We start from the raw sequence: 14,729 nt of genomic DNA on the forward strand, positions 1-14,729 counted from the left end.
GGGCTATCAAGTAAAATTTGGCTAATGACTCAAAATATAATTTTATGCAAATGAAGGAGTATAAATAAATGAACAGCCATTAGTTATGGTGTGATTTTCACCCGCTTCATAATGATTATCGTTAATTAATACTTTAAACTCACAGCTCGAAAAAGGGGTTTCATTTTCCCAAATCCATTCATCTGCTTTAATGTTTTTTAATGGTTGCCCTTTGTTCCAGGTTAGGTTCGCTCCATTGCCTCGAATGTACAGTTGATTGTTAAATCCTACATCATATTTAACTAAGACTGAAGTTTTAAATAAGGGTTTTTTTTCAAAATGAGAGCATCCATGTTCACATTCATCCTTTTGATTTGCATAAATTTTAGCGGGATGTTGAGTCGGAGCTTTAGCTAAAGCAAAAACATCTGTTTCGTTGGGTTGCGGGGATTGCGTTATTTTAGTTTTAGCAGGATTTTTAAGTGAGTCTTTTTTGGTTAACATGGTTCACCTCTCGGTTGACTTAAGTAAAAAATAGTTCTTAAGCATCTTTTAAGACACAAATTAAGCGTCTAAAAAATGATGTTTACGTTAATAAAAGAATTTATTTATGTATTGTAAATTAGATGAATCTCTGTCAATAAAAAAAACGATAAGTTTGTGATGCGAAATAAGAAAACTAAAAATTTACAAATCTGTTTGAAGCCTTAGGTTTTTAATTGAATATTAACTCTCGACAGGATATCTTATTTGTATCCTAAATTAAACTAAATTTAGGCGATAGTTTGTGCTGCATGACAAAATACGACTACGTAATCTAATGTGTTTCATTCAGCAGGAATTAAGTAGAAATCTTTTAACAGTCCCTTATTGTGTTAAATCTAAAATAATTCATGTTAAGGGATGATCAGATTGTGTTCCACAGCATTTGACATTTCTCAAATGAGATGAAATTTGAGAGATTATTAAATCATTTAAAATAAATGTTGAACACTTTCTAGTAGATAGACAAGCTTACCCCTATACCTTAAGGAATACCTATGCTAGAAGCCCTTAAAGTGATTTTAGAAGTTCAAGAACTAGACATGAAAATGATTCAGTTGATGCTCTTAAAAAGACAAAGACAAAAAGAATTGGATCTTATTCACAGTGGGCAAGAATCACTTCACAAGCGTGTGACAGATAAAGAAACTGAAATTTTTGAAGTGAAAAAGTTGATTCGCTTGACCGAAGGTGAACATGCAGAAATATTAGAAAAAATTAAAAAATTTGAGTTACAACAAAATTCAATTAAAAAAGTTGATGAATATAATGCAATCACACATGAGATTTCAGCCGCAGATCGCGAACGTCTCAATAAAGAGCAGCGTTTAAGCGATTTTTATGATAAGTTAGCGGTTGAAGAAGATATGCTTAAGAGTTTGAAAGAGAGTGCAGAAGAAACTGCTGTTAACTCTAAAATTGTTGAAACTGAAATTCATGAAAGTATTCGACAAATTAACGAAGAAGGTCGTGTTCTTAAAACCCAACGAGATGAACTCGTCGAACAAGCTGACCCAGAAGTTTTTCAAATTTATGAAAGGCTTCTCCGTAATAAAAAAGATCGGGTTGTTGTGCCTTTAGAAAATCGGTGCTGCAGTGGTTGTCATATCATGTTAACAGCTCAACATGAAAATCTCGTTCGTAAAGGAGAGCGTCTAGTATTTTGTGAGCATTGTTCACGTATTCACTATTGGCAAGAAAGTAAAGCTTTAGAAGATAGTGTGATTGCCACAAAACAACGGCGTCGGCGAACAACGAAAACAGCTTAGAGCCTTTTAGCCCTCTTAAAGCTGATTTTTGAGGGTTTTTCAAATGTTTTTCAAAATTTTTGTCTGGGAAGAGAAGTCATCGCTGCTTTTCTGTTGAAAGAAGAGGAGAGGAAAGTCTGGACTTCGCAGGAGAAGATACCAATGAAAGATTGGGGGCCGTAAGGCTACGGAAAGTGTAACAGAAAATATTCCGCTATTAAACACTTTGTGTTTTGATAGACAGGGTGAAATGCTAGCTTTGGGAGCTATGCCTGATTTGAGGAGACTCAAACAGTGACAAACCCTATCTGAAGCAAGACCGACAAGAGCATATTCTGTCTCCACAGAGCTCTCAAGAGTTGCTTGAGGATGTCGGCGACGCCATCCCTAGATGAATGATGACTAGGCTAACTTTGTTAGTCGACAAAATCCGGCTTAATATCTTCCCAGACTTTTTTTATCTTCAAAAAATAGCACCCCTTTAGTTTACTTATTTAGCGAAAGTAAATGTGACGAACGACAGCTATTTGAAATAACATGAGAAATATAAAATTGAATGTAGAATGAGCCATTGTTGCTGAAAAAAGCCCATCTCGCTCTTTGGCAATTCCAAAAATGAGCCCTGCTCCAAACTGATGGAAAAGGAAAAGTTGCAATCCATTTTGAGGAGCATGAACAAGAGCAAATAAAATTGAAGTGAAAAAGATTCGGGAGATTTTTAAAGCTGTTTGAGACTGAGCTAGGCTTGGACAATGGTTTTTTAGAAAAGGTGTTACTTTGTTTTTAAGTAATTTTGTTTGTATTAAATCCCTAAAAATGATCTCTTCTAGGATGGGAGTAACTATGCATATAGAAAATATGTAATAACTAAGTACGGGAATATATAAAATTTTAATAAGAGTTTTTTGCGTTGCTGTAATAGGAAAAAATGTTGGATTGGGCTTAAGTATTTGAAATACTTTAGAAGAGCCTAAGACTAAAGTAGCGCATCCTAAACCTGTTCCTATTGCTGTTACTCCATAAATAGCTCCGCCAGCAACTTGTTTAATATCAGTAATTTTTGAATATTCCCCCAATACATTAATTTGGTAGTTTGTGACTTGATCCGTATAATAATTTATTGTGGTAAACACACGGGATGAGGACAATATTGATGTAGACATTTTTTCCTCTATCTGGATTTGTTATTTATTTAATAAGAATTTTTTTTAATTTTAATTCATATTAATCCAATAATTTTTTTTATTCAAAAACTCTTCGATTGATTCCTTCAAAAAACTCGCGTCTTAAATTTCCATCAGCTCCGAATTGACCTCGTAAAACATTTGTAATCGTATGGCTACATTCATCTTGAATTCCTCTAGCCTGAACACAAGAATGAATCGCTGTCAAAGAGACGGCGACATGCTCAGTATTTAAAAGAAGGGCTAAAGAGTCAGCAATTTGAGCAGTTAATCTTTCTTGTAATTGAGGCCTTTTAGCAAAATATCGCACCAGCCGAGGAATTTTAGATAACCCAATTAATTGATTTGTAGGGATATAGGCAACATAAGCAAAACCTGACATGGGAACAAAGTGATGCTCACAAAAACTTGTAAAGCCGACTTTAACAAAAACCATATTGGCTTTATGTTCGTGATGAATTTCATCTTTGAAAAAACTTATTTCAGGAAAATTTTCTTCATCTAATCCCGAAAAAATTTCATTAACGTACATTTTGGCGACTCGTTCTGGGGTACGAGCTAAAGATTCATCTTCCACATCAAGCTCAAGTGTCTCCATGATGGCTTTAAAATGTTCAGCAATTAGCTTTATTTTATCTTGATCCGACAAACGCTTTTGATGTCGCCGAATCGGTGAAGGAAAATTTGTGATAGACGGAGGAATTTTTTTTTGAGGGAACTCTTTTTTTGTCATGAATTTTTTACTCATTATTAGGTTCTAAGGCAAGGTATTCATAAATTTTCGCAGTTTTTCTTTGACGATAGATTTCACCTGCCGTAATAGCGAAAGCATTGGCAACATTTAAAGAGTTTTTCCTGCCTCTTAAAGGGATTTCTATTAAATAATGTGCTTTTGTAAGAATTTCTTGGCTACAACCATATTCCTCGTTTCCCACTACTAATGTGAAACGCTCTGGAAAGATAAATTCGTATAGATTAATAGCTTCCTCAGAAGTTTCTAAAGCAATAATAGGTTGTGTCAAATCATTTAAATCTTCATTTTGATAACATTTTACCCATTGATAAGCTCCCATAGAAACATTTTGTACTTGTTTATGATTTGTATAGGGAGTTTGGGTAGAAAAATAAATGCTGCCTAGGGAGAAAGCTTCTACTGTTCTGATAATACTTCCCACGTTATGAGCTGACCGTAAGTTGTCCAGATAGATAGAAATTGGCCAGCTAGGGATTCCTGTAGAACGATCTTGCGTGCGTACAGTTGATAAAAGATGATGTTCTTTCTTTTGAAGTTTTGCTTTTTTTAGGTGGTAATGGTAACGGTTAGAAAGTTCTTGAATAGTAGAATTATTAAGAGGATTTTCTTTCATCCAATTAAGAAATTCGTGATAAAGCGTAAGGAGTGAAGGATTTAGTTGATTTTGCAGAGAAAGTTCATATAAGTAACGAACTAGCTCTGCGCATTTTTTATGTTGTCTTTCCAAGGGGAGATTTAGAAACTTCCTGGAAGTAAAATTGTACATAATTAGAGATTAAGAATGACTTTTATGTAATAAATACTCTTCCAGATTGCCTTCAAAGAAATGGATGCCGTCTGGTTCAAAAGCAATAATTTTATTAGCTACAGTTGAAATAAGGTCTCGGTCATGGCTGGCTACCACAACGGTTCCTTTATACTCCGCTAACCCCCAGCCTAACGCAGAAACAGCTTCGAGATCTAGATGGTTATTTGGTTCGTCCAAAATAATTAAATTATGCTCAGATAAAAGCATTCCTGCTAAAATTAGACGAGCAGTTTCTCCTCCAGATAATGTTGCTACAGGTTTAAAGGCATCATCTCCTCCAAACAGTAATTTACCCATCACACTACGAATCTCTTGATCATAAATTCCTGGACGTCTTTCTTTCAACCAATCAAAGGCCGTTTTTTGCCCTTTTTTCTCGACGATATCGGAGTGTTCTTGTGGGAAGTAACTGATTAGAACTTGATGTCCTAGTTCAACTTGACCGTTATCTGGCCGTAAAACTTGTGCGAGTATTTTTAAAAGAGTTGTTTTTCCTCGTCCATTGCTTCCAATGACCCCAATTTTATCTCCTCTATCGAGTTCCATCGAAAAATGCTTGATAACAGGAGTGTTCTCATAACTTTTACTTATTTCTTCAACTTTGAGTAAGATTTTTCCAGGTGCTTTCTCTGTAGGAATAAATCGAATATATGGACGTTGGATATTGGATTTTTTCAGGTCTTGAGGTTGCAAACGTTCAATTTCTCTTAGACGAGATTGTACCTGGCTTGCACGAGTTCCAGCTCCGAATCGAGCGACAAATTCTCTTAATTGAGAAATTTTTTTCTCTTTAGATTTTGCATCGGCATCTGCTCGTTCACGAACAGATGTTTTAGCAACGATCATTTCATCATAATTTCCTGGATAGATAATAATGGTTTCGTAATCAATATCTGCAATGTGAGTTGTAACAGAATTTAAGAAATGACGGTCATGGCTAATAACAACTAATGTTCCTTTATAATTATGTAAAAATTTTTCTAACCAACCAATCGAATCTAAATCTAAGTGGTTTGTCGGCTCATCAAGTAGGAGAGCTTGAGGTTCGCCAAACAATGCTTGGCATAGTAGAACACGGAATTGAATGTCTGTAGGAACGGTATGCATCTTTTCATTGAAATATTCATTAAGAATTCCCATTCCTGCTAAAAACTCTTCAGCATTTGCTTCGGCGCTATAACCATCTTCTTCAGCAATGATACCTTCTAATTCTCCTAAGCGCATACCTACATCATCCGACATCTCTACTTCATAAAGGCTATCTCGTTCTTTTATAGCATCCCAAAGTCGTTTATTACCCATAATGACTGTATCAACAACTTTTTCATTTTTGAAAGTTTCAATATTTTGACGTAAAATTCCTACTCGATTAGGGAGAGTAACCGTTCCAGAGGTGGCTTCATCAAAACCCATAATAATTTTAAGAAGTGTAGTTTTACCCGCACCATTTGGACCTGTCAAACCGTACCGGTTTCCTGCATTGAAAGTAATTGTGACATCTTCGAATAGAACACGACTACCAAAATTTTTTGAGATTTTAGAAAGAGTAATCATATTTTTTGCTAAGTACTTGGGTTTGGATTTTAACACTCTAGCGGTGTCTAAAAGAAAATTTAATCTAAATTACAATCGCGAAAAAGGTTTTTTTAATGAGAGGCTGAGTAAAAAATGGTTCTCTCGGAAAAAATGACTCAATTTTGAGAATTTTCTCGAATACGGCTGTTTTTATACAAAATTGAATAAATTATATCACAAGATTGTACCGTTGACAAGTAGATATATAAATAAATAAACCAAAAAGAGTATGTGTTTATTAATTGAATTTTTTTTATTTTTTTAAGGTTTTTTTTCTTGGGCTTCGCTTTTAGTTTCGAGAGAAGTTTTTAAAATAGGTTTGACTAAGTTGAGCTGAGAAGCCGATTCTTTAAGCTTCAAATTGATCCAAACTAAATTTCTCTCTACGCATTCTCGTACATTTTCTGGAAGTCTAGCTTGTGCTAACATGGCATAGGAAGCCAAGAGCGCTTCTTCATATTTTCCAATCCAATAAGCGCAAATCGAGTATTCTAACAATAATCCCCAATCATAAATCCATTTCTCTACAAATAAAAGATCTGGACTATTTCTAAGAGGAAGGCCTTGAGCGGCAGTTTGATAGCCTTTTAAATAATTTTCAGATAACCGGTAATATTGGGCTAATCGGTATAAGGGTTCTGCTCTTGTTGGGCGGTAAAGATAAGCTTGTAAATAGCTTTCAATAATTGTCTTTGGATTTGCGTTAAGAGATTCATGTAATAAACCAATTTGTAGCAAAGACCAAAAGATTTCCTCATCCCATCCACCTAAAGCTATCCTTTTGTTATAAGCGGTGATCGCTTTTTCCTTCATACCAGCATCTTTGTATGTTTGTGCAAGGTAAAAAGCGTAGCGTAAATTATGGGGTTCTTCTAAGAAGGCTTCTTCTAATATAGCTGCATCTTTTTGATATTTTTGTGGATCTTTTGAACGAGCTCCATCGCTGCGTACGATGTTTGTAATGCCTGGCAAAATTTCGCAGTCTACCGTATTAGGCGTAGCTTGTAATAATTCATGTAGTACACCAACCCATTTCCAATTTAAGTGGCTATTAATGATCAGCGTTCGAAAATAGCTTGTCTCATTAAAATTAGTTTGAATAAAGTAAAAATCTTTTTTTAGTTCAGGAAGTTTAAAATTTGGTTCATAAGTAAATGTTTCATCCGCATCGATGAATAAGAGATAGTCTGTTTTTTTAGAGGCGAGTTTTAAAGCTTCCGTTCGATTATGAGCAAAATTTTTCCAAGGGCGCTCATGTAATTCACCAGGAATGTCTTGCATGAATTGTTTAATAATGTCTTGCGTTCCGTCTGTTGAACCCGTATCCACAATTACCCAATAGTCAATAAGGGGCTTAACACTTGCTAAACAACGTGTAATCACTTCTTTTTCATTTTTAACAATCATATTTAGACAGAGAGTTTTTTTCTTGTCGGTAGCTTCTAAAATATGCGTTGGGTAATAAAAAAAGAAAAATAGACTTATTATATATATGAAAATAAAGTGCTTTGAAATGAAAGATTGCCGAGAGATTAGATATTTCAGTTTAGAAGAAAAAGGATCAAAAATTTTTTTCATAGAATTGAGTTGGTAGCTATTAATGAGATGACATCAAAAATGTATTTACAAGTCTTTAATTTTTTATAGGTGCTTTTCTAACGTTTTTAAAACTCAACTTAAGTATTAGGGGAGGGAGGTGATCATTTAAACTTGTCTACAGTGCATATAATTTTAAATTTAATAGATGTAATATTCGATGACAGATTACGAGTTTACCCATTTAAAAAATCATTATAAAATTAAAAAGCTGGAATAACAGCTCCTCGGTAATGACTTTCAATAAAATCTTTAACCTTTTCCGAAGTCAGAACTTGTTTTAATATTTGTAGATCTTTTCTATTTATTTCTCCGGCTCTGACTGCTACAACATTCACAAATTGAGAATTTTTGTCCTCTAAAGCAAGAGCATCTTTTTGCGGAGAAAGACCTGCTTGTAAAGCGAAATTTGTTGTAATGGCCGCTAAGTCTACATCATTGAGTGAGCGTGCTAGTAATGGAGAGTCAATTTCAATAAATTTCAGGTGATAAGTATTGTAAATAATATCAAATACACTACTCATCGCATCTGTTTTTTTCAGACGAATAAAGCCAAGTTGTTGAAGCATAGCTAAAGCTCTAGCTTGATTAGAGGGGTCACTAGGAATAGCTAAAGTAAGGCCATTTTTCATTTTTTTCAAAGACTTAAGTTTCTGAGAATAAAGTCCCATAGGTTCAAGGTGGACAGCAACAAGTGGCTCGAGTTGATAGCCAAAGTCTGCAATTTGTGCTTCTAAAAAAGGAAGGTGTTGAAAAAAATTGGCATCGACTTCTCTATCTTGAAGAGCTCGATTGGGGGTATGATAGTCATCGACTGTAATAATCGATAAATTGATACCCTGTTCTTTCAATTCAGGTTTAATAAATTCTAAAATTTCTGCATGAGGAACAGATGTTGCAGCTACTTCTAGCTGTGTTTTTGAAGAACGTGAGCAGCTTGATAAAGCAACCAAAGCTACTAGAAGAGCAGGATAAAATGCTCCAATTATTTTTTTAAGGTATTTTTTCATTTATTCAAACCTTTGCCTCTTTTACGATTAATGTTTCTAGCGATTGCATGGCCACTTGCCTGAATAGCTTGGACAAGTAAGATTAGTAAAATAACCGTTATTGTCATTAAAAAAACATTAAATCTTTGATAACCATACTGAATAGCAATTTTTCCTAATCCCCCGCCTCCCATTGTGCCAGCCATTGCGCTATAGCCTACGAGATTAATAATTGTTGTAGTCATTCCAAGTACAATAGAGGCTAGAGCTTCAGGAAGTAATACTTTTAAAATAATTTGGGTAGGAGTAGATCCCATGACCATTGCTGCTTCTATGATTCCTTTATCAATTTCTTTTAGAGAAGATTCAATAAGGCGAGCTAAAAATGGTGTAGCGGCAATTGTCAAGGGAATAATAGAAGCTGTTGTCCCTAGACTTGTTCCTACAATCCAGCGTGTGAAAGGAATCAGAGCCACCATTAAAATAGCAAAAGGAAACGATCGTCCTATGTTTACAATCCAACCAAGAATTTCATGTAGCCAACGATTTTCTTTTAAATGCCCTTTATCGGTAATAGTTAAAACAACTCCTAGAGGAATTCCAAATAACATTGCTAAGACAGCCGAACAAAAAACCATGTAAAGAGTATTCCAAAATTCAATAGGGATGAGAGAGAAAGCTAAGAGAATTTGGTTATGCTTCATAAAATGATCTCACAGATTATTTGCTTACTTTCTAAAAATGCTTGGGCTTTTTGGATATTTTGGGGTAATCCGGATATTTCTACAAAAAGGTTACCTACTATAGTTTTTTGTAAGTAATCCAACCCACCCGATAAAATATTGACTTCAATGTCAAATTGTTTGATAAGCTGCGAGATAATAGGTTCTTTGGCTTGATTACCTTCAAAACCCAGTCTGACAAGCAACTTATCAGGATTTCTTTGTTGGATCAAATCTACTGGAATTTGATCTCCATCTAAATGTAAAAGATGGCGAGTTGCTTGATGTTGAGGGCGAATAAATACCTGTTTAACTTCTCCTTCCTCAACAATTTCACCTTCAGAAAGGACAGCGACCCGGTGGCAAATTTGTTTAACCGTTTCTAGTTGGTGTGTAATGATAATAATGGTTAAACCAAATTTTTGATTGAGTTCAGCTAAGAGTTGCAAAATAGAGCGCGTAGTTTTTGGATCTAAGGCAGATGTTGGCTCATCACATAAAAGTATATGAGGATGATTGGCAAGGGCTCGCGCTATGCCAACACGTTGTTTTTCTCCTCCACTTAAACTTGTGGGATATATTTCTTTTTTTTGTTCAAGTCCAACTAGGTTGAGAAGTTGATTAATTCTCTCTTCTTGAAAAACCTGTGAAATAAAACCAATTTCCATCGGATATGCAATATTTTCTGCTACTGTTCGAGAAGAAAAAAGTTGGAAATGTTGAAAGACCATACCCATTTTTTGCCGGATAGCACGAAGTGCTGTCGGATTTTTTTGAAATAAACTTTTTCCTTCAATTAAAATATCACCTTTTGAAGGGACTTCTAAACCATTTATACAACGAAGCAGGGTGGATTTTCCAGCCCCGCTCATGCCAATAATGCCGTAAATGCACCCTGCGGGAATAGCAAGATCAATATCTTTTAATGCATATGTAGAGTGTTGAGAGGCTGAATGAAGAAAATTTTTAGAAAGTTTTTTGATTTCAATTAAATAATTTTTCATCATGCTCGCTTCTCAATTGATATCATTATGAATACGGTAGATTTCTAAAAAATAAAGATCTAAATTTTGAATTTAGAACTTTTTGGAATTTATGAAGAAATAGTATGGATTAACTATCCCACCCGACTACTAGTTTTTTTAGATTGGAACCTTTTACTATTAGTAAGTTCAGAAAGCACGTCAGTTGGCTGCTCATTAAGGTCCTGCTGCACAACTTTTTGCTTAGGCTTGGTTAGATAATCTTCATAAGAGACTCTTTGGTAAATAGGTTCTTTTTGATTATTAGAAACTTGATACAGGTTCGGATTTTGTCGATTGATCAGTAAACCTAATAAGCTTTTAAGCTGTTTTTTCAAATAATCATTCCAAGTATCTTTAAAAAGGCTAAACTCCTGAGCTATTTCTCCTGTAGACAAAGTATCCCATTGACTAAAAATAATGTCTAAATCACATTGAAATAATTTATAGGTCGCATAGTCGGGATGAGTTTGAGTAGGGGCTATTCCATTAAAATATTGTCCAATAACAAATTGAATTTCTTGATTTGTGAGTTTATTTGCGACAGAAATAAATTCTGGAAAAAATGTCCTAACTCCGTTATTTCCATTTACATGAATGCCTGCAATAGCTGTTGAAGTGCCTTTGATCGTGATTTCGTTTTTTTGTAAATCGTTTTTCATAGATTGAATCAGCTCTTGGATGTTTGCATCTTGAAGAGTAGTAGGTTCTGATTTTTCTAATCTATCAAGGATTGTTTTTATTTTTTCATTAATGGCTGTCGCTAGCTTTGCTTCTTCAGGGTTAATTTTATAAGAATAAAAACCGCTGGGGTTAGCCCTTTCTTTCAGTTTCCTTTTTAATCTCTTTGATTCGAGTGTGTAATAGTCTGTTTCAGATCGTACCTGAGGATTTTCCAAAAATGAGGTCGTTTTTGTTTGTGATGTCGCACCTAGCGGTTTTCTTTGTGTAGGGGGCGGAGGAGGGGGAAGAGGCGGAGGAGGGGGATTTATTGAAACGATTTGGTTAATTTGCCCATTTGGCGGAATTTCATGTTCTGTTGCAACATGCTCGGTTAAAGCAACAGTAGAAGGATCTGAGGAAATAATGGCTGGATTTGTATCAAAAGCATTGTGCTCAGCTTCAGGAACAGAGAAAGCGTTTGAGGGAGAATAATTTGTAGAGCAACTATTTGCTGCTTCAGATAAAGATTGTGAAAGGGGGTGAGCTCGAGAATTTCGTGTTAAATTGATAGAGTTAAATAAAGTCTCCAAAAATTGCTTATCATCAAATTGTCTATTAAGAGGAGGCTTTTTGATGAAACGGAGAAAAAACTCCAGAAATCGTGGAAAACCGGAGGGGCGAGAAAGTATTGCCCGCATTTTTTTAAGCTGTTGCTCAAATGCGTCAACTAGGTTTGGTTGAAAAGCATCTTTATTATTATTAATAAATTGGATTACTTTTGCTTTGACAATTTCACAATCATTTTGATAATCGGCTGGAGGTAAGACTCCATGACCAAAAACTTGAAAGTTTCCAACAGGATCGCAAGCCAAAACATTTCCACGATTGATGCCAATAATGATATTTGATAATTGAACATTAGCCATATGCAATCTTCTAGTTTAAGTTAAAAAACCTTCGTTTCTTATAAACTATTTCGAAAATATAAGCTAACAAAAAGACAATAACAGATTGAAACAATTATAAATATTTAGAATTAAAAAAAACTATTGAAATAAGAGGAATTTGGCCATAACTGTTTCAATCTTATTTTAAGCAAACGATTGAAAAGGAATTTAAATGTTAAAATCTTTGACCTGTTACCTAATCGAATTGTAAATTCGTTGATATCCTATCTTAAAATATTGTGATTTATCGGATTGATGGTTTTAGATTTAGCAATCTGAGCTTGCATGTCATTATAAGCGTTTGCCTGACAACTTGACTCTGCTTAAGCATTTTGCATAAGCTGTTTAATAAAAATTTGATGATTTCTCAGTAAATTAACAAATTACTTGAATTCTTTTTAGCTTCCATAAATTTTTTATAGATCTCCAAACTTCTTCCTTATTCATGCGAAAATTGATGAGCTTCATTAAAAATTGTGTTTATTTCTTTTTTTTATTCGTTATAAAGATGATCCAAATAAACCTTTATGAATATTTAACCTTCAAAAAATTACCAAATAATAAATTTTAATTCTTGATGTATTAATTTTTAACTCAACTTTAGCTGAGCTAATGATCCTTTGTTAAAGAATCTGACATTGCCCCATAATTAGGTCCATTTTAAAATAGAAAATTTTACTATCTATGCATTAATTGTTTTTAGCTCATAAGTCTTTCTAAATTCTTCCGGAGAAAGGCCATCTAGCGCGCTATGAGGACGCCATTTATTATAGTCTTCCCTCCATTCTTTTGCTAAGTTTTGCGCTTCTTGCAAACTTATAAACCAATGCTGGTTTAAAAATTCATCTCTGACTCGTCCATTAAAACTCTCTATTGTTCCATTTTGCATTGGTTTACCAGGTTCTATATAATGCCATCCAATAGATGCTCCCTCCGACCATTTTAAAATAGCCCTGCTTGTGAATTCAGTTCCATTATCACTGATAATTTGTCTAGGATACCCTCTGTATTTAATTAACTCTTCCAACTCCCTTACCACTCTTAATCCGGAAAGAGATGTATCTACAATCATTTTCAAACTCTCCCTAGTAAACTCATCTACAATATTGAGTAATCTGATTTTCTTTCCATTTGCAAGCCGATCCGACATAAAATCAAGGCTCCAAACTTCATTGACTTGTGAAGCTTTTATCCGCGCAAGCCTTATCCCAACTCCTCGTCTTCGAGCTCCTCTTTTTCTAACTTTTAGTCCCATTTCCTGATAAAGTCTAAAAAGCTTCTTAATCGTTGAGCTTCGGAAACATCCATCCCACTAAACTTTGCTTTCCATTTATAATAAGAAGCTGTGCTGACTCCGTGCTTGCGACAAACTTCTGCAAGAGGTATTCCAGAGTCAACTTCTTTTAGGATTTTAATGATTTGTTCTTCTGTGAATCTTTTCTTCATACTGGTTTCCTTTTTTTAAAGGATAGCATGATTTTCTACTTTCTGTTGGACCTTTTTTGCGGGGCAATGTCAAATCTATTATCGTTATCCTCTATAAAAATAGATGGAATAGAGGGATGAAACTTTTTCATTTTTCTTTCAATTTTCTTATCTAATTTATTTTGCCATTTATCAGTTAGGGGTGCTCACTCAACTGTTTAAAATTATCTATTGCTTCTTTAATTTTTTCAATAGCACCTCTAATTTCAACTGCGTTAACGAAAGGAGTACGTTAAAGTAAATCTCTTTTTGAAGTCTTTTCTCTATCGCATTTCTTCATTCGTTCTTGTGTATTTCAGAAATAGCATGTTTCTTAAAAAAGAGTTTTACTCAGGGGGTTGTTTGTTCAATCCTTCACTTGCAATAGGAAGGGAAAGCGGAGGTAGAAACTTTTCACAACTAACAATTGATAATGATATTTTATTAATCTTACTAGAGGGTATTAGCGAAAGAGAAAGATTAGATCTAGTGAAATAGTTTGTAGGTGCTGTATACACAAGGAGAACAAAGTTTTACAGCGATCGAAAATTGTTTGAATGAAAAGATTTTCATACCGAAATTAAAAAATTAATTAATCTGGTTAGGGGAATTCTGTATCGACTAACGAGTTGCTTATTGGGAGGCTTTTAATAAATAAATTGAAAAAAAATTCAAGAAATTTTCAAAAACCAGGCAATCTAAGAATAACTTTTTTTATTTTTATGCAATTTTTATTCTAAAAATTTTAATAAATCAGATTTTAATAAATTCGTCGCAGTATGTTGTTTAATAAAATTTTTCAATTTTTTTGACAAAATTTGAATTTGATTAATAGCCCACAAAGAAAGTCGCAGAAGAAGCAAGTACAGGTAAATAGCCTTCTAGATCATGAATTATAACAGTATCGAATTTATTCAATGGGAATATTTAATAATTAAAAATGTATTGGCAAAAAGCCTAGTTTTTTTATTTATAAATAGATTTTTTTAAATAGTGTTTAATTTGAATAAAATTTATTCAGAAAATATTAATTAAAATTGAAAGTAAATTGAATAAAAATTGATAAACTAATAGAAAATTTTTGGTAGAAAATGTGGGATTTCTTACAAACAATTGGGTAGTGCTAAATAGGTAAGGCTATTCCAATAAACTGATCTAATTGGATAGATTAATTATTCTAATTCAAGCGGAGAAGAGCAATGAGATGTACGCACTGCGGCTCAGATTTGGTAAAGA

The 14,729-nt window shown here is 34.0% G+C and carries 12 protein-coding genes, 1 other RNA gene and 1 pseudogene; 3 read left to right on the forward strand and 11 right to left on the reverse strand.

Annotated features, from left to right (window positions below):
* Positions 1 to 42: 42 nt before the first annotated feature.
* A complete protein-coding gene (locus tag TY19_RS11790) occupies positions 43 to 483 on the reverse strand; it encodes a CBM20 domain-containing protein (RefSeq protein WP_052236284.1) in 441 nt (146 codons plus the stop codon).
* A gap of 536 nt (positions 484 to 1,019) precedes the next feature.
* Between TY19_RS11790 and cdsZ the strand changes: the two genes are divergently transcribed.
* A complete protein-coding gene (cdsZ, locus tag TY19_RS07575) occupies positions 1,020 to 1,790 on the forward strand; it encodes a zinc ribbon domain regulatory protein CdsZ (protein ID WP_042281454.1) in 771 nt (256 codons plus the stop codon).
* Positions 1,791 to 1,853: 63 nt separating this feature from the next.
* An RNA gene (gene rnpB, locus TY19_RS11795) (RNase P RNA component class A) lies at positions 1,854 to 2,223 on the forward strand.
* A gap of 40 nt (positions 2,224 to 2,263) precedes the next feature.
* On the opposite strand, the gene TY19_RS07580 is transcribed toward rnpB, so the two are convergent.
* The 10 genes and pseudogenes from TY19_RS07580 to TY19_RS07625 form a co-directional block, all read right to left on the reverse strand.
* Entirely contained in the window at positions 2,264 to 2,932 is a 669-nt protein-coding gene (locus TY19_RS07580; protein ID WP_079979265.1) for a CPBP family intramembrane glutamic endopeptidase, read from the reverse strand.
* Between the two features lie 79 nt (positions 2,933 to 3,011).
* Positions 3,012 to 3,686, reverse strand: a complete 675-nt coding sequence (folE, locus tag TY19_RS07585) for a GTP cyclohydrolase I FolE (RefSeq protein ID WP_011174999.1) — start codon at positions 3,684 to 3,686, stop codon at positions 3,012 to 3,014.
* 7 nt (positions 3,687 to 3,693) lie between these two features.
* On the reverse strand, positions 3,694 to 4,434 hold the full coding sequence (locus TY19_RS07590; RefSeq protein ID WP_079979266.1) for a TrmH family RNA methyltransferase: 741 nt from the start codon (positions 4,432 to 4,434) through the stop codon (positions 3,694 to 3,696).
* Between the two features lie 48 nt (positions 4,435 to 4,482).
* A complete protein-coding gene (locus TY19_RS07595) occupies positions 4,483 to 6,069 on the reverse strand; it encodes an ABC-F family ATP-binding cassette domain-containing protein (RefSeq protein ID WP_042281463.1) in 1,587 nt (528 codons plus the stop codon).
* 282 nt (positions 6,070 to 6,351) lie between these two features.
* Positions 6,352 to 7,497: a tetratricopeptide repeat-containing glycosyltransferase gene (locus TY19_RS07600; RefSeq protein ID WP_226988500.1), complete on the reverse strand. Its 1,146-nt coding sequence runs from the start codon at positions 7,495 to 7,497 to the stop codon at positions 6,352 to 6,354.
* Positions 7,498 to 7,889: 392 nt separating this feature from the next.
* Positions 7,890 to 8,696, reverse strand: coding sequence for a MetQ/NlpA family ABC transporter substrate-binding protein (locus TY19_RS07605; RefSeq protein ID WP_042281468.1), 807 nt, complete (start codon positions 8,694 to 8,696; stop codon positions 7,890 to 7,892).
* Positions 8,693 to 9,379, reverse strand: coding sequence for a methionine ABC transporter permease (locus tag TY19_RS07610; protein ID WP_042281470.1), 687 nt, complete (start codon positions 9,377 to 9,379; stop codon positions 8,693 to 8,695). The genes TY19_RS07605 and TY19_RS07610 overlap by 4 nt, the downstream gene beginning before the upstream one ends.
* Positions 9,376 to 10,404 carry a methionine ABC transporter ATP-binding protein gene (locus TY19_RS07615; protein WP_226988501.1) on the reverse strand — a complete coding sequence of 343 codons (1,029 nt, stop codon included), beginning with the start codon at positions 10,402 to 10,404 and terminating at the stop codon, positions 9,376 to 9,378. The genes TY19_RS07610 and TY19_RS07615 overlap by 4 nt, the downstream gene beginning before the upstream one ends.
* A gap of 110 nt (positions 10,405 to 10,514) precedes the next feature.
* On the reverse strand, positions 10,515 to 12,008 hold the full coding sequence (locus tag TY19_RS07620; RefSeq protein WP_042281477.1) for a hypothetical protein: 1,494 nt from the start codon (positions 12,006 to 12,008) through the stop codon (positions 10,515 to 10,517).
* A gap of 703 nt (positions 12,009 to 12,711) precedes the next feature.
* Positions 12,712 to 13,475, reverse strand: a pseudogene (locus TY19_RS07625) (IS3 family transposase).
* A gap of 381 nt (positions 13,476 to 13,856) precedes the next feature.
* Between TY19_RS07625 and TY19_RS20570 the strand changes: the two are divergent.
* Positions 13,857 to 13,991, forward strand: coding sequence for a hypothetical protein (locus tag TY19_RS20570; protein ID WP_255346665.1), 135 nt, complete (start codon positions 13,857 to 13,859; stop codon positions 13,989 to 13,991).
* Positions 13,992 to 14,729 lie beyond the last annotated feature (738 nt).

Origin of the sequence: Candidatus Protochlamydia sp. R18 (assembly GCF_000648255.1) — a bacterium.
In the GTDB taxonomy this organism is placed as follows: Bacteria; Chlamydiota; Chlamydiia; order Chlamydiales; family Parachlamydiaceae; genus Protochlamydia; species Protochlamydia amoebophila.